The organism is Herbiconiux dendrobii, assembly GCF_052048175.1.
Lineage (GTDB): Bacteria > Actinomycetota > Actinomycetes > Actinomycetales > Microbacteriaceae > Herbiconiux.
Genome location: NZ_JBLZQV010000008.1, coordinates 62,161 through 81,834, shown reverse-complemented (window position 1 = coordinate 81,834; position 19,674 = coordinate 62,161). Strand labels below are relative to the sequence as shown.

Below are 19,674 nucleotides of genomic sequence, written 5' to 3'. Positions count from 1 at the left end.
TGGCCCGCCGGCCCCGTTCCGCGTTCCGGCACGACGAGCGGATCCGATGACAGACCCCTACGAGCACGCCCCGGGCCGCCCGGCTCCGGATGTGCGTCCCGGTGTCTCCTACGTGATGCCGGTGCTGAACGAGGTCACGCACGTCGAGGCCGCGATCGCGAGCCTGCTCGACCAGGACTACACCGGCCCCTTCGACGTGATCGTGGCCCTCGGCCCCTCCATCGACGGCACCACGGAGCTGGTGGAGCGGCTCGCCGTGGTCGACCCGCGTATCCGGGTGATCGAGAACCCCACGGGTTCCACGCCCAGCGGCCTGAACGTGGCCATCCTCGCGTCCGCGTACCCGGTGGTCGTGCGCGTCGACGCGCACTCCCTGCTGCCGCGCCACTACACCCGCGTCGCCGTCGAGGCGCTGCTGCGCTCGGGCGCGGCGAACGTGGGCGGCATCATGAAGGCCGAGGGAACGACCCCGTTCGAGCGGGCCGTCGCAGTGGCCTACGGGTCGAAGGCGGGCCTGGGCGGCGGAGCCCATCACGTGGGCGGCCAGGAGGGCCCGGCCGAGACGGTGTACCTCGGCGTGTTCCAGCGTGAGTGGCTGATGCGCGTCGGGCTCTTCAACGAAGACATCCGCCGGGGGCAGGACTGGGAGCTCAACCGCCGCCTGCGCGCCGCCGGCGGCGTGGTGTGGTTCACGCCGCGCCTGGTCGTCATCTACCGCCCGCGGCCGTCGCTGGAGCGCCTCGCCCGGCAGTTCTTCTCCACCGGCCTCTGGCGCGGGGAGCTCGCGCGGCGCTTCTTCAGCGCCAACGCGCTGAAGTACTTCGTGCCGCCGGTGACGGTCGCCGTGGCCCTGCTGGGACTGCTGGCGGGCATCCTGGGCCTCATCCTCACGGCGAGCGGATCGGAGACGGCCGGCGCGATCCTGACCATCGGTTTCGTGGTCCCCGTCGTTTATCTGCTGTTCGTCGTGGTGGCCGCCGTGAGCGCCGCGCGGCAGGCGGGCATTCGCAGCGGCCTCTGGTTTCTCGTAGTCTTGCCGTGCATCCATTTCAGCTGGGGGCTGGGCTTCATCCTCGGATTCCTCACGCTGACGAAGAACATCACGGCGCACACGGGAAGGTGACTGTGTCCCCATCCCACCCCGCTGCCGGGCGTCCGGAGTCGATCGCCCAGCTGAAGGCCGTCGCCCAGCCGCCCGAGGTGCGCGGCCGCCGCAACGCCGAGCACTGGACGGCGTCGCTGTACCTGCGCCGGCTGTCGCCGTACGTCACCTGGCTGCTGCTGAAGACCTCGATCTCGGCCAACGGGGTGACCGGCCTGATGATCCTCACCGGCTGGGCCACGGCCGCGGCCCTGCTGATCCCCGGGATCGGCGGTGCGGCCCTCGCGCTCGTGCTCGGTCAGCTGCAGATGCTCGTCGACTGCTGCGACGGCGAGGTCGCCCGCTGGCGGCGCACCTCGTCGCCGGCCGGCGTGTTCCTGGACAAGGTCGGGCACTACACGACCGAGTCGCTCATCCCGATCGCGCTCGGCCTCCGGGCCGCCGGCCTGCCGTTCGACGCGCCGGAGGACTACTTCTGGACGACCCTGGGCCTCCTGCTGGCCCTCGTGATCGTGCTGAACAAGGCGCTCAACGACATGGTGCACGTGGCCCGGGCCAACGCCGGGCTCGAGAAGCTGGCCGACAAGCAGGGCGAGTCGGAGCCCTCGCAGGCGCTCGTCGCGCGGCTGCGGCGGGCCGCCCGGTTCGTGCCGTTCCACCGGCTGTACCACTCGGTCGAGCTGACGATGCTGATCTTCGCCACGGCGGTCGTGGGCTTGTTCGTCGCCGGTGCCGGCGGAGATCCGATCGTCGCCGACCGCGTGCTGCTGGTCGCGCTCGTGCCGCTGTCGATCCTGGCGTTGATCGGGCACTTCGTGGCGATCATGGCCTCCAAGCGGGTGCGCTCCTGAGCGGCGCCGCTCCCACCATCGGGGTCGTGCTGCTCACCCAGGGCCGCCGTCCCGACGACCTGCTCCGAGCCGTCGATTCGCTGCTCGCCCAGCGCGGTGTCGAGCTCGACATCCTCTGCGTCGGCAACGGCTGGCAGCCCGAGGGGCTTCCGGGTGCGGTGCGCACCCTGGCCCTGCCCGAGAACGTCGGCATCCCGGCCGGCCGCAACGCGGGTGCCCGGGCCGTGGCGGGGGAGTTCGTGTTCTTCCTCGACGATGACGCGAGCCTGCCCTCGCCGCTGTTCCTGGTGGAGGCCGTCGAGCGTATGCGGCGCGACCCGGGCATCGGGCTGCTGCAACCGCGCGTGGTCGATCCCTCGGGGGTCACCAACCCCCGCCGCTGGGTGCCGCGCATCCGCAAGGGCGAGGCCACGGCATCCGGACCCGTCTTCTCGGTCTGGGAGGGCGCCGTGCTGCTGCCCCGGGCCGTGTTCGACGCCACCGGCGGCTGGGCCGATCCGTTCTTCTACGCCCACGAGGGCATCGAGCTGGCCTGGCGGGTGTGGGACCAGGGCCTGCGCACCTGGTACGACGGCGAGCTGGTGGCGAACCATCCGGCGATCGAGCCGACCCGGCATGCGTATTACTACCGCCTGAACGCGCGCAACCGGGTGTGGCTGGCCAAGCGCAACCTGCCCTGGGTGCTGGCGCCGCTGTACGTCGGCAGCTGGACGGGCATCCAGGTTCTGCGCTGGGCCCGCCGCCCGGCGGCCCTCCGCGCCTGGTTCGGCGGCTGGGCCGAAGGCTGGCGCACGGCCCCGGGCGGCCGCCGGCCGATCTCCTGGCGAACGGTGCTGCGGATGACCCGCGCCGGCCGACCCCCGATCGTCTGAGCCTGCCGGCTGCGGTCGGACTGCGGTGCGGGTCCGGGTGTCGCCGCGGGTCAAGGTCACGATTGCCTAAAGAAGCCGGCCGCGCGGGCCCATCCGTCCGGCGCGCCGAAAGCGCCTGGTTAGCCTTGACGGGTGGGTGTTCTGAGCGATGCGAAACTGGGTTGGGGAGCGCTCCGCGAGCTGCTGAGAGGGCGCGCGGTGCGCTCGAAGCTGGCCGCGCAGCTGGCCGCCCGGGCGCCGTTGCCGCGCAACCGCTTCGTGATCGGCGTCTATTTCGCCGACGCCCCGGTGAACCTCTACCAGATGCGCCAGTGGTACGCCCCACTGGTCGAGCTGGCCAAGACGCACCCCGTCGTCATCCTGAGCCGGAGCCCCGCCGGCACGAGTGCGCTGCTGGCCGAGTCGCCGATCCCGGTGGCCTACGTCCGCAAGGTCAGCGATCTCGAGGACTTCCTGCTCGAGCACGAGCTCAAGATCGTGCTGTACGTCAACCAGAACGCCCGCAACTTCCAGATGATGCGCTACGGGCGCCGCTGGCACGTCTTCGTCAATCACGGCGAGAGCGACAAGATGTACATGACCACCAACCAGTTCAAGGCCTACGACTACTCGCTCGTGGCCGGCGACGCGGCGGTGGCCCGGCTGCAGCGCGTGCTCTGGGACTTCGACTTCGACAAGCGGGCCCTGCCGATCGGGCGCCCGCAGGCCGACCACTACCGCGGGGCCACGCCGTTCCCGGCCGACGGCCGCACGGTCGTGCTCTACGCGCCCACCTGGGAAGGTGACCGCTCGGCCGCCGCCTACGGATCCATCGCGACCCACGGCGAGGCCCTGGTGCGCGACGTGCTGGCGTCGCCCGCGCACCGCCTGATCTACCGGCCGCATCCGCGCAGCGGCGTGCTCGACCCGGCGTACGCCGCGGCCGACCGGGCGATCGTGGCCGCGATCCACGCCGCCAACGCGGACGATCCCGCGGCCCAGCACGTGTACGACACCGGCGCCGAGCTCGGCTGGCAGCTCGCTGCGGCCCACGTGGCCGTGGTCGACATTTCGGCCATGGTCTACGACCGGCTGGCCACGGGCAAGCCGCTGCTGATCACCCGCCCGGTTTCTCCGGAGGCCGCCATCGACACGGGCGGCTACCTCTCCGACTGCGAGTGGCTGACGGTGGAAGACGCACCCCACGCCCTGGCGCGGGTCGAGCAGGTCTCGCACGACTCGGCCGCGAACGTGCGGCTCGGCCGCTGGGTGACGCACTACTTCGGCGACACCACGCCGGGCGCGGCCACGCGCCGTTTCCACAGGGCGATCGATCAGCTCCTGGCCGAGTGGGACCGCCACGCGGCGCTGCACGCCCGGGACGAGCCGGTCGATCTGCGCGAGGTCTCCGCCGAGGCGGACGCCGAAGAGCGCAGCTAGCGGCAGTCAGCACTTCGGGGCAGCGGGAAGTCGCCGCTCCCTAGCTGCTGCGGCGGGTGAGCGCGTACTTCGCCACGACCACCGCGACGCCCGCGATCAGCAGGAACACCGCTGCCGTGATGAGCATGGGGGTGAAGTCGTAGCCGGTCTGCGCCAGGCTCGGCTGCGGCGTCGCGTCATCGGCGGACGAGACCGCGGCGAAGGCGGCGGAAGCGCCGAGGCCCACGATCGACACGAGCGCCAGTACGGCGCCCGCCAGGGTGGCGGTGATGCGTCTTCTCATGACATCTCCCTCACCGATCTCGACCTGGCCACGATTCGCCGTCGGATCACATCTTGATGCGACCCGGCTGAACTACCAGGATACCACCAGGTTGGTCCGGGCGGCACGTTCCGCAGCGGCACCGTCAGATGCGGATGTCGGCGGGCGGGTCGGCGCGGCCGTCGCGAGGCAGCGGCGCTTCCGTGATCACCTTCCGGCGCCGCGGCAGCGTGGGCAGCCGGCGGGTGACCGGATTGCCCGGACCCAGTTCCTTCGGGGCCTTGGGCTCCTTCGAGGCCTTCGGAGCCTTCTGCTTGAGCTCTTTCGGCGGCTTCGGCGCCTTCACCGTGATCGCCAGCTCGGCCGGGAACGTGAACGGCGGCGGGCCGAACGCGGTGCGCGCGCTCTGGATGACCGTGCGGCCGAGCATGAGGTTGCCCACACCGCCGATCGCGGCCCCGATGCCGAACGGGATGGCGCGCCCGATCACGTTCGTGCCCTGCCCCACGGCGAAGCGGCGCACGAAGTGGTTCTTCAGCTGATCGGCGACCGGCCCCACCACGAACTGCGGCAGACCGCTGGTCACCACCTGACCCCAGTAGGCGTTGCGCCCCACCCCGCCGGTGGCCTGCCCGGCGATCTGTTTGAGCAGGTCGCTGCCGGCCTTGCCCATCAAGAGCGTCATCACCAGGGCGCGGGAGCGATCGGGGTCCTCCAGTGCGAAGCCGTGCACCTCGGTGACCGACTGCGCGAACAGGGCCGTGGTCTCCAGGAAGCCCGCGGTCTCGGCCGCGCTGAGGCCCAGCGAGATGCCGGTGCCGACGAACGGCAGCATCGAGCTGGCGCTCACGGCGGCGCCGCCGGTGGTGACGGCGGCCACGTAGCGGCGTTCCAGGATGACCAGGAGCTCCTCGGGCGAGGCCTGGGGGTGCAGGCGACGGATGCTGCGCAGGTGCGCCAGCACGGCGGGCCGGTGCACGCTCAGCAGACGGTCGATGTTGCGTTCGAGTCGGGTGGGCATGCTTCTACTCTGCTGTGTTCCGCTGGATAGTGCGCGAGAATGCACGGTATGCGCCGAAAACACCCCCGCAAGGTCGTGGAGCAGTTCTCGTTGGTCGAGGCCCTCGTGGCCGGACTCTTCGACGGGGTCTTCACCCTCGAGGAGGTCTCGCGGGCGGGCACGCTCGGCCTCGGCTGCGGCGATCACATGGACGGCGAGCTCGTGCTGCACGGCGGCGTGTGGCATCAGTTCCACGGCGACGGCAGCGTGAGCCTGCTCGACCCGGGCGACACCGTCCCGTTCGCCGAGGTGGTCGACTTCGACCCCGACCGCACCGAGCTGGTCGAGGCCGTGCCCGACGTCGAGTCGCTGGCGGCCGAGGTGGCGGCCCTGGTGCCGAGCCCCAACCTGTTCCACGCCGTGCGCTTCGAGGCGCACTTCGCGAGCATCAGCCTGCGCGAGGCGGTGCGGCAGGAGAAGCCGTACCTGCCGCTGGCGCAGGCGGTGCACACGCAGCGCGAGAACGTGCTGAGCGACGTGACGGGAACGCTGCTCGGCTTCGTCGCGCCGCAGGCGTTCCAGGGCGTCACCGTGGCGGGGGTGCACTTCCATTTCGTCGACGAGACCGGTCGGCAGGGCGGCCACGTGCTCGGGCTGAGCGGGGCGACGGGCGAACTGGCCGTCGAGACCTACTACGGCGTCACCGTGCACCTGCCGGCCTCACCCGAGTACCTGGCGGCCGAGCTCGACCCGGAGGGGGCGGATGCCGCCATCCGGCACGCGGAGTCCGACCATCAGCACTGACACCTCGGTCGCCCCCACCGCATCGCCGGACGGCGACGGCTGGATCGCGCACGAGGTGGAGATCGTGCACCTGCTGGCCTCGCCGCTGCACCGCTACGACGGCCGGCCCGCCGACGGACCGGCCCCGCTGCCCGCCCAGGCGGCATCCGAGGCCCGCGAGCAGATCGAGCTGCGGGAGGGACGCGGCATCGTCGGCGACCGCTTCTTCGGCCGCGGAGCGCACAAGACCGCGCTGGTGACCGTGATGGCCGAGGAGTCGCTCGACCGGGTGCGCGACGACCTCGGTGTGCCGCATCCGCTGGACCCGGCCGCGACCCGGCGCAACATCATCCTGCGCGGCGTCGACATCGACCGCCTGACCCGCACGCCGTTCAGCCTGGACTCCGGATCGGGCCCGGTGCTCTTCCAGGGGCACCGCCCGGCCAACCCCTGCGCCTGGATGGACGTGGTGCTGGCACCGGGCGCCCACCGGGCGCTGCGCGGCCGCGGCGGCGTGCGCTGCGAGCCGCTCACCGACGGCCGCCTGCGCCTCGGCCGCGCGGTGCTGCGCGCCCCGCTCGACCTGCGGCACGCCCCCACCCTCCTCTGACCGGCCCTACCAGGTCGATTCCCGAGCGCAACCCCCGTGCGCGATCGCGCGACCGGTGTGACGGTGGTCCGACCGACCAGAGAGGACGATCACCATGACGCGCTTCGGCTACACCCTGATGACCGAGCAGAGCGGACCGCGGGAGCTCGTGCGGTACGCCGTCGCCGCCGAGCAGGCGGGCTTCGATTTCGAGGTGTCGAGCGACCACTACTCGCCCTGGCTCACCGAGCAGGGGCACGCGCCCTACGCCTGGACGGTGCTCGGCGCCGTCGCCCAGGCCACCTCGCGGGTGGAGCTGGCGACCTACGTGACCTGCCCGAGCATCCGCTACCACCCGGCGGTCGTGGCGCAGAAGGCGGCGACGATGCAGCTGCTGTCCGAGGGCCGCTTCATCCTGGGCCTCGGCTCGGGCGAGAACCTCAACGAGCACGTGGTGGGTGAGGGCTGGCCGGCGGTCGACGCCCGTCAGGACATGTTCGAGGAGGCCCTGCAGATCATCCGCGAGCTGCACACCGGCGAGCTCGTGACCTACGACGGCGCGTACTTCCGCGTCGACTCGGCGCGCATCTGGGACCTGCCCGACGAGGGGGTGCCGCTCGGGCTCGCCGTCTCGGGTCCGAAGTCCATCGAACGCTTCGCCCCGTACGGCGACCACCTGATCGCCGTGGAACCGGATGCCGATCTGGTGAAGGGGTGGACGGAGGCGGCCGGTGAGCCCGCCCGCTCGATCGGCCAGATCCCGATCTGCTGGGGCCGCGACAAGCAGGCCGCGATCGCGCAGGCGCACGAGCAGTTCCGCTGGTTCGGCGGCGGCTGGGCCGTGAACGCCGACCTGCCGACGCCCGCCGGCTTCGCCGCCGCCAGCCAGTTCGTGCGGGAGGACGACGTGGCGGGATCGATCGCCTGCGGCCCCGACCTCGACGAGCTGGCCGAGAGCGTGCGCCCGTACCTCGACGCCGGCTTCACCGACGTGGCGATCGTGCAGGTCGGCGACGCCGGCCAGGACGAGTTCCTGGCCGAGGTCGCCGAGCCCCTGCTCGAGAAGCTCCGCGCCCTCTGACCGTGCGCCGGGGAGGTCAGGCCGTGGCGGCCTGCGTGCGGAAGTAGTCCACGAGCGGGACGGTGGGGTGGCCGATGAGGGTCACGAGGTCGGGGGTGACCGTGGCGAGTTCGCCGGCGGCGATGTTCGCGTCGAGCGTCGCCACGAAGCCCGCCGTCCCCTCGTCGAGACCGGCGGCCGTGAGGCCCGCCACCTGCTCGTCGAAGCTCACCGGCACGAACTCCACGGGGCGACCGGATGCCTCGGCGGCGGCCGCGGCGAACTCCTCGCCGTTCCAGGCGTGGTCGCCCGAGAGCTCGTAGACCTTGCCAAGGTGGTCGCCGCCGGTCAGCACCGCGGCGATCGCCTCGGCGTAGTCCGAGCGCGAGGCGCTGGCGACCCGGCCCTCGCCGGTGCCCGCGCGGTGCTCGCCCGAGGCGACCGCCTGGGCGAACGAGCCGGCGTAGTTCTCGTTGTACCAGTTGTTGCGCAGGATCGTGAAGGGCAGTCCCGAGGCGGTGATCAGCTCTTCGGTGGCCTTGTGGTCGGGCGCGAGCACGAGCGTGGAGGTGGTGGCCTGCGGGGCGCTGGTGTAGACGATCCGTCCGACGCCGGCCCGCTTCGCGGCCTCGACGGCGTTGGTGTGCTGGCTGATCCGCTGACCCGGCTCGCTGGCCGAGACCAGCACGAGGGCGTCGGCGCCGGCGAAGGCCGCGTCGAGGGAGGCCGGGTCGGTGAAGTCGATGCTCGCGGTGCGCACACCGAGAGCGCCGAGCTCGGCGAGCTTCTCGGGATTGCGGCCGGCGGCCACGAGGTCGGAGGCGGCGACGCCCCGGGCGAGGAGGTGCTCGACGGCGAGGCGTCCGAGGTGGCCGGTGGCACCGGTGACGATGATGGTCATGTTCTGATCTCCTTATCCGCGGCCCGCATCCGCACGCCGTTCGAAGGGGTGAACCGCGCGATCGCCAGGATGCTTCCCGACGGGTTGTACCCACTTTTTGGTAAGTTAGTCGGATGACCGATCGTATCTGGGACGCCATCGGCGAGCCCACCCCCTTCGCCGCCGGGTGCGCCAGCCGGGTGGTGCTCGACCACGTCACCAGCAAGTGGGGTGTGCTCGTGCTGGTGGCCCTGGCCGATCGCTCGATGCGCTGGGGCGAACTGCACCGCTACGTCGAGGGCATCAGCGAGAAGATGCTCGCCCAGACACTCAGGGCGCTGGAGGGCGACGGGTTCGTCCGGCGCGAGTCGCACGGCACCGTGCCGCCGCGGGTCGACTACAGTCTCACGGCGCTCGGCGCCGAGCTGGGCGAGGTGCTCATCCCGCTCGTGCGCTGGGTGGGGCAGAACGTCGGGCGCACCGGGCGAGCGGATGCCGCCTAGGTCGCCAGGTACCGGTTCAGCCCGGCGGTGAGCTCGGCGTCGACGCCCCGCGGGCTGCCGTCCAGCTCGATCACCGGCACCGCCTGCCGCACGCTGGAGACGAGCCAGAGGGCGTCGGCCCGCGCGAGTTCGCTGGCCCGCATCCGCACCGTCCCGGTCTGCAGCCCCTGCTCGGCGAAGAACTCGAAGGCTCGGCGCTGCGTCGTGCCGGGCAGGATGCCGAGCTCGGGCGTGGGCGTCAGGATGCGGTCGCCCTCGCGCACCAGCACGCTGGCCGTGGGCGCCTCGAGCACGAAGCCGTCGGAGCTGAGGAAGATCACGTCATCGGCGTCCCGCCGTGCCGCTTCGCGCAGAGCGGCCGAGTTCAGCGCGTAGGAGAGCGTCTTCGCACCCTGCAGCAACCACGGCGAGGTGGCGGCGACGTCGTGCCGGTAGCCGCGGTCCAGCGTGACGACCCGCACACCGCGTTCGCGCACCGCCCGGAAGTCCGGCGCCGGGCGGGCGGTCAGCCAGCCGGTGGGCTGATCGGCGCCCTCGATGCCGCGGGTGAGCACGAGCTTGACCGCGAGTACCGGCGCATCGGGGAAGGTCGTGCCCGCCGCCTCGACCAGCGCGTCGAAGGCCGCGCGCCAGACGGCGGCATCCGGCTCGGGCAGGTCCAGCAGCGCGGCCGAGGCGCCGAATCGCTGCAGGTGGGCGTCGATCGCCGGAGCGTGCCCGGCCGACACCATCACCGTCTCGAACACACCGTCGCCCCGGGTGGTTCCGAGGTCGAGAACGCTGAGCTGCGGCTGCGCGGCATCGGCCCGCACGAAGCCCGGCCCGGCGGGCTCCGCGTCGCCGATTGGGCCGGCGACCGGGCGGGTGACCAGAATGAGCAGGGGAAGAGGCACGCCCCCAGTGTCCTCCCGGAAGGAGATCACCCCGATGGCACACTCCGTGCAGACCGAGATCGAACGCAAGTACGCCGTCGGTGCCGACGCGGAGCTGCCCGAGCTCGCGGGCGTCGGCGAGTCCGTCGGCACGCCCGCGGTGCGCGCGGAGTCCTCGGCATCCGTCCGCCTGGAGGCGGTGTACTTCGACACCGCCGACCTCGCCCTGGCCCGGCAGCGGATCGCCCTTCGGGTGCGCCGCGGCGGTCACGACGAGGGGTGGCACGTGAAGCTGCCGGCCGCGGAGGGGCGTACCGAGCTGCAGTGGCCGCTGGCGGCGGCGGGGGAGGGCTCGCAGACGGACGAGGTCCCCGAGCCCGTGCGCGAGGCCGTGCGGGAGCACGTCGGCGAGGCGCCGTTGACCCCGTTGGCGCAGGTGAGCACCGATCGCCGCATCACCGATCTGCTCGACGCCGAGGGCGCCGTGGTGGCCGAGCTCGCCGACGACCTCGTGCGCACCGTCGATTCGCGGGAAGGCACCGAGCGTGCCTGGCGGGAGTGGGAGGCCGAGCTCGGGCCCGCCGCGCCGGCCACGGTGGACGGGCGCACCGCGCTGCTCGACGAGATCGAGCAGCGCCTGCTGCACGCCGGAGCAACGGTGTCGCCGAGCGTCTCCAAGCTCGCCCAGGCGCTCGGCCGGACCGGTCTCGGTCGCTAGACGCGGCCGGCGAGGCGTCGGTCACGGGAGGCCTTCGTCGCTAGACCCCCACGGGGCGCCGGCTGCGCAGCTCGGTGGGGGTGGGGCCGGCGCCCGCCGCGAGCGCCCGCCGCAGCTCGGCGTCGTTGCGGAATCCGGAGCGCACCGCGATCTCGGCCACCGTCAGGCCGTCGAAGGCGTCGTCGGTGAGCATCGCCACGGCGGCGGCGAGCCGCTGGCGGCGGATCTCGGAGGCCACCGTGCTCCCGGCCTCCTCGAACGAGCGCTGCAGCTGGCGCACCGAGATGCGCAGGCTCCGCGCGATCTGGGCCGGGCTTAGCTCGGGGTTCTCGCGCAGCGCCGCGATGTGCTCCACGGCCTGCGCGTGCAGGGTCGGCCGCACCCGTCCGCGGTCGGGGTAGGTGCCTCGGGCCTGGATCATCAGCCCCTCCACCAGCGAGCCCAGCAGGTCTTCGAAGAGCCGCGCGGCGAGCGGATCGAGCTCGTGCTCGCCCGCGACGACCGTCTGCAGAAAGGCCCGCACCGGCGGCACCAGCGGTGAGCCGGGGGCCGGATGCGCGGGAACCGGGGCGCGCAGCCCCGAGTGCGCGTCCAGCAGTCGGCTCGGCAGCTCCACCCAGGCGAGCTCGCAGCTGCGCGCGGCGTGCACGGCCGCGAGGCTCCAGCTCGGCAGCCAGCCGAGGTCACGACGGTTCACGACGTACTGCTCGCCGCCGCGCTCGCGCACCGCGATCGCCTCGTCGACCGGAAGCAGCAGGTGCACGGAGCGCGGCTCACCGGGCGGGGTCGGCCGCACCACGGTCGACCCCGCCGGCAGACGGATCATCCACACGGCGATCTCCCCGATCACGGAGGTGCGCAGGCAGTGCCGGCGCAGCAGGTCGCGTCGGGACAGGCTCTCAGGGCGGGCCGGCACGTCCCGCCGGTCCGGTGCTCCTGCCATCCTGCTCACCTCCGCGAGTCCGCTCGTGTGATCCGTCGTGCGTCGTTCCGTCTTTCCCATTCCGCGTGCCTTCTCCACGCTAGGTCGGTCTCGCGTGGAGGCGCCCCGTACCGGTAGTTGCTCGGTATCCACGGCGGGCCGTCCCCGCGGAATCCGGGCCGTATCCCCCCGTTCGGGGGCGTCTCGGTAGTGCCTCAGTAGCGAACCCCGATGGCTCCCGTCATCTTTGCGCCAGGGAGGGTCACCGAAGCGACATCCGTCGATCAGTGTCTGGATCGGCCTCGGCGCGCTGGCGACACTGGGTGCACGAACTCGCGCGACGTCCGTCGCTCAGCTACGCCGGATGGGCGTCTCGAAAGGAAGAAACCGCATGAACAAGCTCACCAAGGCCGCGATCGCCGGAGCCGCCGGCATCGCCCTCCTGCTCGGGGGAGCCGGGACCTTCGCGTTCTGGAACTCCTCCGCCGCCATCTCGGGCGGCACCATCACCGCGGGTGACCTGAAGGTCGTCAACGACGGGACGGCCGGTGTCTGGAAGGACCAGGCCAACAACACGATCAACATCGCCACCTACAAGATCGTGCCGGGCGACGTGCTCACCTACACGGACGACCTCACGGTCACCGCCGTCGGAAACCATCTCACCGCCACGCTCGCCATGGGCACGCAGTCGGTCACGGCCGCCACGGCCGGAGCCGCCGACGTGGCTCTGGCGGGCGCGCTCACCGACACCGCCGTGCTCACCGCGACCGGAACCGGCATCACGGGCACCGGCCCGACCTACACCGTCAACGCCAGTGCGGCACCGGTGACCAGTGTCGTCACCGTGGTGGCCACGCTGACCTTCCCGGCGGGCACCGCGGGGCAGTACAACGATGCGAAGACGGGCGCGGTCAACCTCAGCAACTTCAACGTCACGCTGACGCAGACCTTCTGATCCACGGCTCGCGATCAACGGAGCATCCATGAGCACCACCGTGGCGGGGCGGCGCGTCCGACCCCGCCACGGTCGTCGTGCTGCTCCCGAGACCTCCCTTCGGCGCCGGCTGCTGCTGTTCGCGGCGGCCGCCGGCGCGGCCGTGCTGCTCGCCGTCACGGCGTCGGGCGGCACGTACGCGTTCCTCAATTCCTCGGCCGCCGTGCCCGCGGGCGGCTCGCTGCGTGCCGGCACGGCCTCGATGTCGGTCACCACCGCACTGAGCCTGCCCACCACCGCGATGTACCCTGGCGAGGTGCGGCGCGCATCCGCCGTCATCACGAGCGTCGGCGACATCCCGCTCAAGCTGCGGGTCACGGGGGTGACGCTCACCAGCACGGCCAACAGCTTCTCGGGCGCCCTCACCCTCGGCGTCGGCGTGGCCGCCTCCGCGGCCGCCTGCACGGCCGGCACCACGACCTCCACCTGGACGGGGACCATCCCGTCGGCCACCGCCGGAGACCTCGCGTTCTCGCTGCCGAAGACCGGTACCGCCGTGATCTGCGTCACCGTCACCCTGCCCGTCGCGGCGCCCGACGGGGCGCGGGGCGACACCCCGGCGACCTTCACGGTGCAGATCGACGGGAGACAGGTATGACCGCCGGTCGCCGCCCGAGCCGAGCCCGCACCGGCCTGCCGTGGCGCACGTTCGTCGCCGTCTTCCTGGCCGTCTTCGCCATCAGCGGTGCCGGCGGAACGGCCAGTGCGTTCTGGACCGTCCCTGCCGTCCCGCTGGGCGGCACGGCCAACGCGGCGACGGCGGCGGTCACGGTCGCAGGCACCGCCGCACTGCAGAAGGAGTACCGCTTCACCACCGCGACGCCGTCGACCGCGAGCAACGCGAACCTGGTCATCGCACCCGTGGTGTTCACCAACACGGGTTCGTCGCCGCTCACCCTCTCGGCGGCGTGGTCGGGCAACACGGGGGCCTATCCCGCGCTGATCACGGTCACCTACTGGGCGGGCGCATCCGGAGCCTGCGCGAGCGCCATCCCGTCGTCGGGCACGACGGCGGGCACGCTCGCCTCCCCGCCCGCACTGCCGGCCGGGGTCGGCTCCGTCGCGATCGGAGCGGCCGTCACGCTCTGCGTGGCCACCTCGCTGAACAGCACGGTGGCGCTCCAGCAGGGCAAGACGGTGTCGCCCGTGCTGACGCTCACCGGTCGCGTCGGCACCAACTGGACCACCAGCGTCAGTGCGCCCGCCTTCACCCAGTCGGTGTTCCAGGTGGCTGCGCCCACGGGGATCAGCTGCGTCACCACCCCGGGAACCCTCACGATCGCCGGATACGCCACGCTCACCTGGAACGCCGTCACCTACGGGGCGGCCAACGGGGTCGACACGGTCAGGGCCGCGTCGTACGACCTGCGCCTCGACACGGCGGCGAGCGCCTCCATCCAGCAGGTGACGCCGGCCGCCGGGGCCGCGACGGTCTCGGTGCAGGTGAACGCACTCAACCTGGGCGTGCTGGGCTTTCTCACCTCGGGTACCAAGAACGTCGTCGTCACCACCACCGACTCGGTCTACGGCACCACCTCCGTGGCCTCGGCGACCCTCGTGATGCGATACGGGCTGCTGCCCCTGCTGAGCGTGCAGTGTCCCGCGTGATCCGGAGGCGCCCCGTGCGGGGCGCGCTCGCGGCGGCCGTCGTGCTGGGAACGCTCGCGGTCGTGCCGGCGGCATCCGTCCCGCCCGCCTCGGCTGCCGACGAACGCGGCGTGGAGGTGAGCCTGAACGGCGTCGACTTCGCGCGGGAATCGGCCGATCCGCTGTTCGCCGCCCCACCCCTGATCGTGCCGGGAGACGTGGTGACGGCCACGCTGTGGGTGAGGAACGCGAGCCCCTACGAGGGCGCGCTGCGACTGAGCGGCACCGGGGCCTGGGCGAGCAGCCCGGCGCTCGCCGGCGCCCTCGGCGTCTCGGCCCGTGAGACGGACGCCGCGCAGACCTCCGGCATCGCCTTCACCGCCGCTGCCGGGTGCGCCCTCGTGTTCGAGGGGCCCGTGCTGGCGCCGGGGGAGCAGACCTCCCTGCAGATCGCGCTCACCTTCGATCCCTCGACACCGGATCGCGACGGGGCCGACGCGCAGGCGAACCTCGACTTCGTGGTGACGCTGCGCGATCCGGCCGACTCCGGTGCGTCCGCCGCGGCGGACTGCGCGGGCGGACAGGTCGTGCCGGCGTTCCCGACCGGCGACGGCGGAGGGGCGGAGGGCATCGCGCTGACCGGGCAGGAGGTGCTGCCGATGATCGTCACCGGTGCCGGCTGCCTGGTGGCGGGACTGCTGACCGTGCTCGCGTTCGCCCGCTCGAACCGGCGCCGGCGCGAGCGGAGGCCACGGCCGTGACGCTCGCTCCGGCGCCCGCCCCCGCCGCTCGTCACCGGGCCGCGCCCGGCCGCCCGCGGGTTCCGGGTGCAGCAGGTGGGCCGGGCACGCCCGGTGATGCCGCCGGTGCGTCTCGGGACGGCGAGAAGTCGCTCGCCCACTACCTCGGCGTCGCCGTGAGCGCCGCCGTGCTGCTGCTCGTGCTGGCGCTCGCCGTGGTCACCGTCGCGCTGCCCGCCCTCGTCGGCGGCCGACCGCTCACCGTGCTCACGCAGTCGATGGAGCCGGGCCTGCCACCGGGTACCCTCGTCGTGGTGCGTCCCGTGCCGGTGCAGGACATCCGGATCGGCGACGTGCTCACCTACCAGATCGAGTCGGGCAAACCGGGGGTGATCAGCCACCGGGTGATCGCGAAGACGATGTCCTCGAACGGCTCGATCCTGTTCACCACGAAGGGCGACAACAACGACCTGCCCGACGAGAACCCCGTGCAGGAGGTGCAGGTGGTGGGCACGCTCTGGTACAGCGTCCCGCTGCTGGGCTGGGTGAACACCGCCGTGAACGGCGAGGCCCGGAGCGTGATCGTGCCGGTGGCCGTGGCCGCCCTGTTCGGGTACGCGGGGTGGATGGTGCTGTCGGCCGTGCGCGAGAGGCGCCGCGCGCGCCGCCGGCAGCGCGGCTGACCGCGCCCGTCCGGGTGTCAGGCCCGGGCCCGCTTGCCGAGCGCGAGGGCGCGCAGCATCCGGAGCCGCTTGTACGGGGCGGCGAGGCGGGAGACGAGCACCGCGGCGAGCACGATCGAGACGGCCGAGCCGAGCAGCACGGCGAGCGTTCCCTCATCGGCGACCTCGGGGGAATCGGCGAAGGCGAGCTCGTTCATCAGCAGCGACACCGTGAATCCCACACCGCCGAGCGCACCGGCCGTGACGAGCGCCGGGAGGGCGAGGTGCGGGCGCCGCTCGCGCGGGCCCACGAACCCGGCGAGCCAGCCGCCGATCGAGATGCCGATCAGCTTGCCCACCGGCAGGGCGATCAGGATGCCCCAGAACGGCGGGGCGAGCTGCGCGGGCGAGACCTGCGGGATGGCGACCAGGGCCGCCGAGAAGGCGAACAGGGGCAGGATCGCGCCGTTGGTGACGGGTTCCAGCGCGTGCCGCACATGCATCGCCGGCACGCGCACCATCGCGAGGCCGAGGGCCACTCCCGCGATCGTCGCGTGCACGCCGGAGAGGTACACCAGCGCCCAGGTCACCAGGGCGATCGCGACCAGGGCGACGGCCACGAGCATCCGGAGCCCGGGGGAGCCTTGAAGACGGGCGGTGAGCAGCAGGCGGCTGAGCAGCCCGAAGGCGGCCACCCCCACGGCGGCCGCGGCGAGCAGCGCCAGGTTCGGGGCGGTGGTGAAGAAGACGGCGATGATCAGGATGGCGACGATGTCGTCGAGGATGGCCAGCGCCAGGATGAAGATGCGCAACCGCGACGGCAGGCCCGTGCCGAACACGGCGAGCACTCCCAGCGCGAAGGCGATGTCGGTGGCCGTGGGGATCGGCCAGCCGCCCTCGTAGCCCGATCCGGCGGTCACGGCCAGGTAGATCAGGGCCGGCACGAGCACGCCACCGAGCGCGGCGATGGCCGGGCGCACCGCCTTCGACACGGAGTTGAGCTGACCGACGGTGAACTCGTTCTTGAGCTCGACCGCCACCACGAAGAAGAACACCGCGAGCAGTCCGTCGCTGATCCAGTGGCCGACCGAGAGGTCGAGCGGGGTGCCCGGGATGGCGAGGTGGGCATCCTGCACCCCCATCAGGGCCGGGCCGAGAGCGGTGTTGGCGGCGAGCAGGCCGAGAGCGGCGGCGGCGAGCAGCAGCACGGCGGCGACGCGTTCGGAGCGGATGAAGGCCGTGCGGCTGTGGACCATGGCGGATGCCTTTCCTGACACGGGCCGTGGGGGCACGCGGATGGGGAGGAAGGACCCCGGCGGTCCTCCGCCGACCAGACTTCCCGGCGCACCGGTATCGATCATACCGGTGCCCGACAGGCCCGCGCGGGGCGGGTGCGCCGCGGGTGCGGCTGCGTCGGGGCACCCGTGTTTCCGCCGGGACGATAGTATCCTCTCTGGCCGAGCGCGAGAGCGCTCTCAACCGAGATGGAGAACAGTGACCCCGAACCACCCGACGGCCTTCCGCGCCGACATCCAGGGGTTGCGCGCCTTCGCCGTCGTGGCCGTCGTGCTCGCACACGTCACCGGCTGGCCCGCCGGCGGCTTCGTGGGTGTGGACGTGTTCTTCGTGATCTCGGGATTCCTGATCACCGGGCTCCTGCTGCGCGATGCCGAGCGGTACGGCCGGGTGAGCCTCCGGCGCTTCTACGCCACGCGGATCCGGCGCATCGCGCCCGCCGCCGTGGTGGTGCTCGCCATCACGGTCGCCGTGGCGTGGTTCCTGTTCAACCGGCCGCGCTTCTGGGAGACGGTGACGGATGCCGTGTCGTCGCTGCTGCTGGTGGTGAACTGGCGTTTCGCCGCCGAGGGCACGGACTACTTCCATGCGGGCGATGCGGTGTCGCCGCTGCAGCACTTCTGGTCGCTGTCGGTGGAGGAGCAGTTCTACCTGGTGTGGCCGGGGATCGTGCTGCTGCTGGTGCTGATCGCGCTGGGACGCGGTGGTCGCGGTGGTGCCGGTGCTGGTGGCGGTGGCGGGGCGGACGCGGACGCGGCTGACCGGGCGGCCCGGTTCCGGCGCGTGCGCCTGCTCGTCGGCGGGGCGCTCGTAGTGATCGTGGGCGCCTCGTTCGCGCTCGCGATGCTGCAGACCGGCTCCTCGCCGATCCTGGCGTACTACTCCACCCTCACCCGGGGCTGGGAGCTCGGCGTCGGCGCCCTGCTCGCGGTGGCGCTGCCCGTGCTGGCACGGATGCCCGCCGCCCTGCGCGTGCTGCTCGGCTGGCTGGGACTCGCCGGGGTCATCGCCTCGTTCTTCGTGATCTCGGACGCGCTCCCGTTCCCGGCCCCGTGGGCGGCGCTGCCGGTGGTGGCGACCGCGCTGGTGATCGCGGCCGGAGCGGGCGGCCCGCAGCGGCACCTGTTCCCGCTGGTGAACCCGGTCAGCCGCTTCTTCGGCGACATCTCGTACTCGCTCTACCTGTGGCACTACCCCGTGCTGGTGTTCGCCCTCATGCTGCTGCCGGAGGGCAACCCGGCGACGGTGCCGATCATCCTGGGCCTCGGGCTCGCGCTGGCGAGCGTGTCGTACTACCTGGTGGAGCAGCCGCTGCACCGCTCGCCGTGGCTGCGGGGAGCGCCGGAGCCGGATGCCGTGGGGGAGCCGGAGGCTGCGGGGGAGCCGGATGCGACGCCCGAGCCGGCTGCGAGGCGCGAGTTGGCCCGCGAGGCCCGCCGCGACGCCTGGCAGGCGTGGCGCGACCGCTTCGGGGCGCAGTTCATCTTCTCCACCATCGGCCTGGTCGCGATCGTCGTGGTGGTCGCCGTGACGGTGCAGCTGTCGCTGCGCGGGCAGGGGCCACTGGCCTTGAACCTGCCCGGGAACGGGCCTGCGGCGGTAGCGGCCGGAGGCGATCCGTCGCCCGGGGCAAATGCGGGAGACGGGGCGCCGGCCGATCCGGCACCGGCCGACCCCGCCGCCGAGGTGAACCCCGAAGACCAGTTGCAGAGCGAGCTGTACGCAGCCGCCGCGGCGAGCGCCTGGCCGGGCGACCTCTCGCCGTCGATGGACTCCGCCATCTCCGAGGGTTCCAGCCGCAACGCGGCCAAGGACTGCTTCGCGCCCGGCTCCACCCCCGACTTCGGCCGCTGCACCTGGGGTGACGGCAACGCCCCCAACCACCTGTACCTCGTGGGCGACTCCACCGCGCTCGCCTACGCGCCGGCCTTCAAGGCGCTCGCCGAGGACAGCGGCGGCCAGTGGAAGATCACCACCATCGGCCTCTACGGCTGCCGCTTCACCCAGGTGCTCGTGCAGAACGGCGGCGACGGGGTGATGGATGCCTGCCCCCAGCGCAAGCAGGACATCGCGGCGCGCATCGCCGCCGACTCCCCACAGCTCGTGGTGGTGGCGAACGCGTTCGCGCTCGGCAAGGCCGCCGACGGCACGCCGCTGTCGACGAACCAGATCGTGGAGTCGACCCTGGCCGAGACCGCCGGATACGGCACCCCCGGCCGGGTCGTCTACCTGGCGCCGCCGCCCCTCGGCGTCGACCTCGGCCGCTGCTACTCGCCCGTGTCGAGCCCGCAGGACTGCAACGCCGGGGTCGATCAGGCCTGGCTGGACTTCGAGGCGGCCACCACCGCGGCGCTGGCCGCCTCCGGAACCGGCGACCACTACGTCAGCTCGCTCGGCTTCAGCTGCGCCCAGGGCTTCTGCCCGGCCTTCGCCGGCACGACGCCGACCAAGTACGACACCGTGCACCTCACGCCGGAGTACTCGCAGCGGATCGCGCCGGCGATCCGGTGGGAGTTGCGCGCCCAAGGGCTGTTCTAGCTGCGCTCACCCTTGTCGAAT

At 72.5% G+C, this 19,674-nt stretch carries 21 protein-coding genes; 15 read left to right on the top strand and 6 right to left on the bottom strand.

Features of this window, described 5'->3' with window-relative positions:
* Positions 1-46: 46 nt before the first annotated feature.
* The 4 genes from ACN4JJ_RS19110 to ACN4JJ_RS19095 all read left to right on the top strand — a co-directional run bounded on the left by ACN4JJ_RS19110 (position 47) and on the right by ACN4JJ_RS19095 (position 4,244).
* Entirely contained in the window at positions 47-1,123 is a 1,077-nt protein-coding gene (locus tag ACN4JJ_RS19110; RefSeq protein ID WP_440711488.1) for a glycosyltransferase family 2 protein, read from the top strand.
* A complete protein-coding gene (locus tag ACN4JJ_RS19105) occupies positions 1,120-1,953 on the top strand; it encodes a CDP-alcohol phosphatidyltransferase family protein (protein ID WP_440711487.1) in 834 nt (277 codons plus the stop codon). Before ACN4JJ_RS19110 ends, ACN4JJ_RS19105 begins: the two co-directional genes overlap by 4 nt.
* The gene (locus ACN4JJ_RS19100; RefSeq protein WP_440711534.1) at positions 1,950-2,825 is read left to right on the top strand and encodes a glycosyltransferase family 2 protein; all 876 of its coding nucleotides are present in this window, start codon (positions 1,950-1,952) and stop codon (positions 2,823-2,825) included. The genes ACN4JJ_RS19105 and ACN4JJ_RS19100 overlap by 4 nt, the downstream gene beginning before the upstream one ends.
* Positions 2,826-2,957: 132 nt before the next feature.
* A complete protein-coding gene (locus tag ACN4JJ_RS19095; protein ID WP_440711486.1) occupies positions 2,958-4,244 on the top strand; it encodes a CDP-glycerol glycerophosphotransferase family protein in 1,287 nt (428 codons plus the stop codon).
* 40 nt (positions 4,245-4,284) lie between these two features.
* Here ACN4JJ_RS19095 and ACN4JJ_RS19090 read toward each other — a convergent pair whose 3' ends face one another.
* Together ACN4JJ_RS19090 and ACN4JJ_RS19085 are read right to left on the bottom strand one after the other, a co-directional pair.
* Positions 4,285-4,527, bottom strand: a complete 243-nt coding sequence (locus tag ACN4JJ_RS19090; protein ID WP_440711485.1) for a hypothetical protein — start codon at positions 4,525-4,527, stop codon at positions 4,285-4,287.
* Between the two features lie 124 nt (positions 4,528-4,651).
* Complete coding sequence (locus tag ACN4JJ_RS19085) at positions 4,652-5,527, bottom strand: hypothetical protein (protein WP_440711484.1); 876 nt, start codon at positions 5,525-5,527, stop codon at positions 4,652-4,654.
* Positions 5,528-5,575: 48 nt separating this feature from the next.
* On the opposite strand from ACN4JJ_RS19085, the gene budA reads away from it, so the two are divergent.
* The 3 genes from budA (at position 5,576) to ACN4JJ_RS19070 (ending at position 7,959) form a co-directional block, all read left to right on the top strand.
* On the top strand, positions 5,576-6,310 hold the full coding sequence (budA, locus tag ACN4JJ_RS19080; protein WP_440711483.1) for an acetolactate decarboxylase: 735 nt from the start codon (positions 5,576-5,578) through the stop codon (positions 6,308-6,310).
* On the top strand, positions 6,270-6,899 hold the full coding sequence (locus ACN4JJ_RS19075) for an MOSC domain-containing protein (RefSeq protein WP_440711482.1): 630 nt from the start codon (positions 6,270-6,272) through the stop codon (positions 6,897-6,899). The genes budA and ACN4JJ_RS19075 overlap by 41 nt, the downstream gene beginning before the upstream one ends.
* A gap of 94 nt (positions 6,900-6,993) precedes the next feature.
* A complete protein-coding gene (locus tag ACN4JJ_RS19070) occupies positions 6,994-7,959 on the top strand; it encodes an LLM class F420-dependent oxidoreductase (RefSeq protein WP_440711481.1) in 966 nt (321 codons plus the stop codon).
* Positions 7,960-7,975: 16 nt separating this feature from the next.
* Here ACN4JJ_RS19070 and ACN4JJ_RS19065 read toward each other — a convergent pair whose 3' ends face one another.
* Positions 7,976-8,839 carry an SDR family oxidoreductase gene (locus ACN4JJ_RS19065; protein WP_440711480.1) on the bottom strand — a complete coding sequence of 288 codons (864 nt, stop codon included), beginning with the start codon at positions 8,837-8,839 and terminating at the stop codon, positions 7,976-7,978.
* 113 nt (positions 8,840-8,952) lie between these two features.
* Here ACN4JJ_RS19065 and ACN4JJ_RS19060 point away from each other — a divergent pair, with 113 nt between their 5' ends.
* Positions 8,953-9,321, top strand: a complete 369-nt coding sequence (locus ACN4JJ_RS19060; RefSeq protein ID WP_440711479.1) for a winged helix-turn-helix transcriptional regulator — start codon at positions 8,953-8,955, stop codon at positions 9,319-9,321.
* On the opposite strand, the gene ACN4JJ_RS19055 is transcribed toward ACN4JJ_RS19060, so the two are convergent.
* The gene (locus ACN4JJ_RS19055) at positions 9,318-10,214 is read right to left on the bottom strand and encodes an aminodeoxychorismate lyase (protein WP_440711478.1); all 897 of its coding nucleotides are present in this window, start codon (positions 10,212-10,214) and stop codon (positions 9,318-9,320) included. The genes ACN4JJ_RS19060 and ACN4JJ_RS19055 overlap by 4 nt on opposite strands.
* 34 nt (positions 10,215-10,248) lie before the next feature.
* Between ACN4JJ_RS19055 and ACN4JJ_RS19050 the strand changes: the two genes are divergently transcribed.
* Positions 10,249-10,911: a CYTH domain-containing protein gene (locus ACN4JJ_RS19050; RefSeq protein ID WP_440711477.1), complete on the top strand. Its 663-nt coding sequence runs from the start codon at positions 10,249-10,251 to the stop codon at positions 10,909-10,911.
* A 40-nt stretch (positions 10,912-10,951) separates the two neighbouring features.
* Here the strand turns inward: ACN4JJ_RS19050 and ACN4JJ_RS19045 are convergent, their stop codons facing one another.
* On the bottom strand, positions 10,952-11,854 hold the full coding sequence (locus ACN4JJ_RS19045; protein ID WP_440711476.1) for a helix-turn-helix domain-containing protein: 903 nt from the start codon (positions 11,852-11,854) through the stop codon (positions 10,952-10,954).
* Between the two features lie 370 nt (positions 11,855-12,224).
* Between ACN4JJ_RS19045 and ACN4JJ_RS19040 the strand changes: the two genes are divergently transcribed.
* Genes ACN4JJ_RS19040 through ACN4JJ_RS19020 form a run of 5 tightly spaced genes read left to right on the top strand, consistent with a single transcriptional unit; the run spans position 12,225 to position 15,840 of the window.
* Positions 12,225-12,791: an alternate-type signal peptide domain-containing protein gene (locus tag ACN4JJ_RS19040; protein WP_440711475.1), complete on the top strand. Its 567-nt coding sequence runs from the start codon at positions 12,225-12,227 to the stop codon at positions 12,789-12,791.
* A gap of 28 nt (positions 12,792-12,819) precedes the next feature.
* A complete protein-coding gene (locus tag ACN4JJ_RS19035; protein WP_440711474.1) occupies positions 12,820-13,428 on the top strand; it encodes a hypothetical protein in 609 nt (202 codons plus the stop codon).
* Positions 13,425-14,438 carry a hypothetical protein gene (locus tag ACN4JJ_RS19030; RefSeq protein WP_440711473.1) on the top strand — a complete coding sequence of 338 codons (1,014 nt, stop codon included), beginning with the start codon at positions 13,425-13,427 and terminating at the stop codon, positions 14,436-14,438. Before ACN4JJ_RS19035 ends, ACN4JJ_RS19030 begins: the two co-directional genes overlap by 4 nt.
* Positions 14,435-15,178, top strand: coding sequence for a hypothetical protein (locus ACN4JJ_RS19025; RefSeq protein ID WP_440711472.1), 744 nt, complete (start codon positions 14,435-14,437; stop codon positions 15,176-15,178). The genes ACN4JJ_RS19030 and ACN4JJ_RS19025 overlap by 4 nt, the downstream gene beginning before the upstream one ends.
* Positions 15,175-15,840 carry a signal peptidase I gene (locus ACN4JJ_RS19020; protein ID WP_440711471.1) on the top strand — a complete coding sequence of 222 codons (666 nt, stop codon included), beginning with the start codon at positions 15,175-15,177 and terminating at the stop codon, positions 15,838-15,840. The genes ACN4JJ_RS19025 and ACN4JJ_RS19020 overlap by 4 nt, the downstream gene beginning before the upstream one ends.
* Before the next feature lie 17 nt (positions 15,841-15,857).
* Here ACN4JJ_RS19020 and ACN4JJ_RS19015 read toward each other — a convergent pair whose 3' ends face one another.
* Positions 15,858-17,075, bottom strand: a complete 1,218-nt coding sequence (locus ACN4JJ_RS19015; protein WP_440711470.1) for a Na+/H+ antiporter NhaA — start codon at positions 17,073-17,075, stop codon at positions 15,858-15,860.
* Between the two features lie 238 nt (positions 17,076-17,313).
* Here ACN4JJ_RS19015 and ACN4JJ_RS19010 point away from each other — a divergent pair, with 238 nt between their 5' ends.
* A complete protein-coding gene (locus ACN4JJ_RS19010) occupies positions 17,314-19,653 on the top strand; it encodes an acyltransferase family protein (RefSeq protein ID WP_440711469.1) in 2,340 nt (779 codons plus the stop codon).
* Positions 19,654-19,674: the final 21 nt, after the last annotated feature.

Coding starts and splice junctions, on each gene's coding strand:
- ACN4JJ_RS19015 (WP_440711470.1), bottom strand. CDS start 17,075: ATGGTCCACAGCCGCACGGCCTTCATCCGCTCCGAACGCGTCGCCGCC.
- ACN4JJ_RS19085 (WP_440711484.1), bottom strand. CDS start 5,527: ATGCCCACCCGACTCGAACGCAACATCGACCGTCTGCTGAGCGTGCAC.
- ACN4JJ_RS19090 (WP_440711485.1), bottom strand. CDS start 4,527: ATGAGAAGACGCATCACCGCCACCCTGGCGGGCGCCGTACTGGCGCTC.
- ACN4JJ_RS19070 (WP_440711481.1), top strand. CDS start 6,994: ATGACGCGCTTCGGCTACACCCTGATGACCGAGCAGAGCGGACCGCGG.
- ACN4JJ_RS19110 (WP_440711488.1), top strand. CDS start 47: ATGACAGACCCCTACGAGCACGCCCCGGGCCGCCCGGCTCCGGATGTG.
- ACN4JJ_RS19060 (WP_440711479.1), top strand. CDS start 8,953: ATGACCGATCGTATCTGGGACGCCATCGGCGAGCCCACCCCCTTCGCC.
- ACN4JJ_RS19040 (WP_440711475.1), top strand. CDS start 12,225: ATGAACAAGCTCACCAAGGCCGCGATCGCCGGAGCCGCCGGCATCGCC.
- budA (WP_440711483.1), top strand. CDS start 5,576: ATGCGCCGAAAACACCCCCGCAAGGTCGTGGAGCAGTTCTCGTTGGTC.
- ACN4JJ_RS19065 (WP_440711480.1), bottom strand. CDS start 8,839: ATGACCATCATCGTCACCGGTGCCACCGGCCACCTCGGACGCCTCGCC.
- ACN4JJ_RS19035 (WP_440711474.1), top strand. CDS start 12,820: ATGAGCACCACCGTGGCGGGGCGGCGCGTCCGACCCCGCCACGGTCGT.
- ACN4JJ_RS19050 (WP_440711477.1), top strand. CDS start 10,249: ATGGCACACTCCGTGCAGACCGAGATCGAACGCAAGTACGCCGTCGGT.
- ACN4JJ_RS19045 (WP_440711476.1), bottom strand. CDS start 11,854: ATGGCAGGAGCACCGGACCGGCGGGACGTGCCGGCCCGCCCTGAGAGC.
- ACN4JJ_RS19075 (WP_440711482.1), top strand. CDS start 6,270: ATGCCGCCATCCGGCACGCGGAGTCCGACCATCAGCACTGACACCTCG.
- ACN4JJ_RS19030 (WP_440711473.1), top strand. CDS start 13,425: ATGACCGCCGGTCGCCGCCCGAGCCGAGCCCGCACCGGCCTGCCGTGG.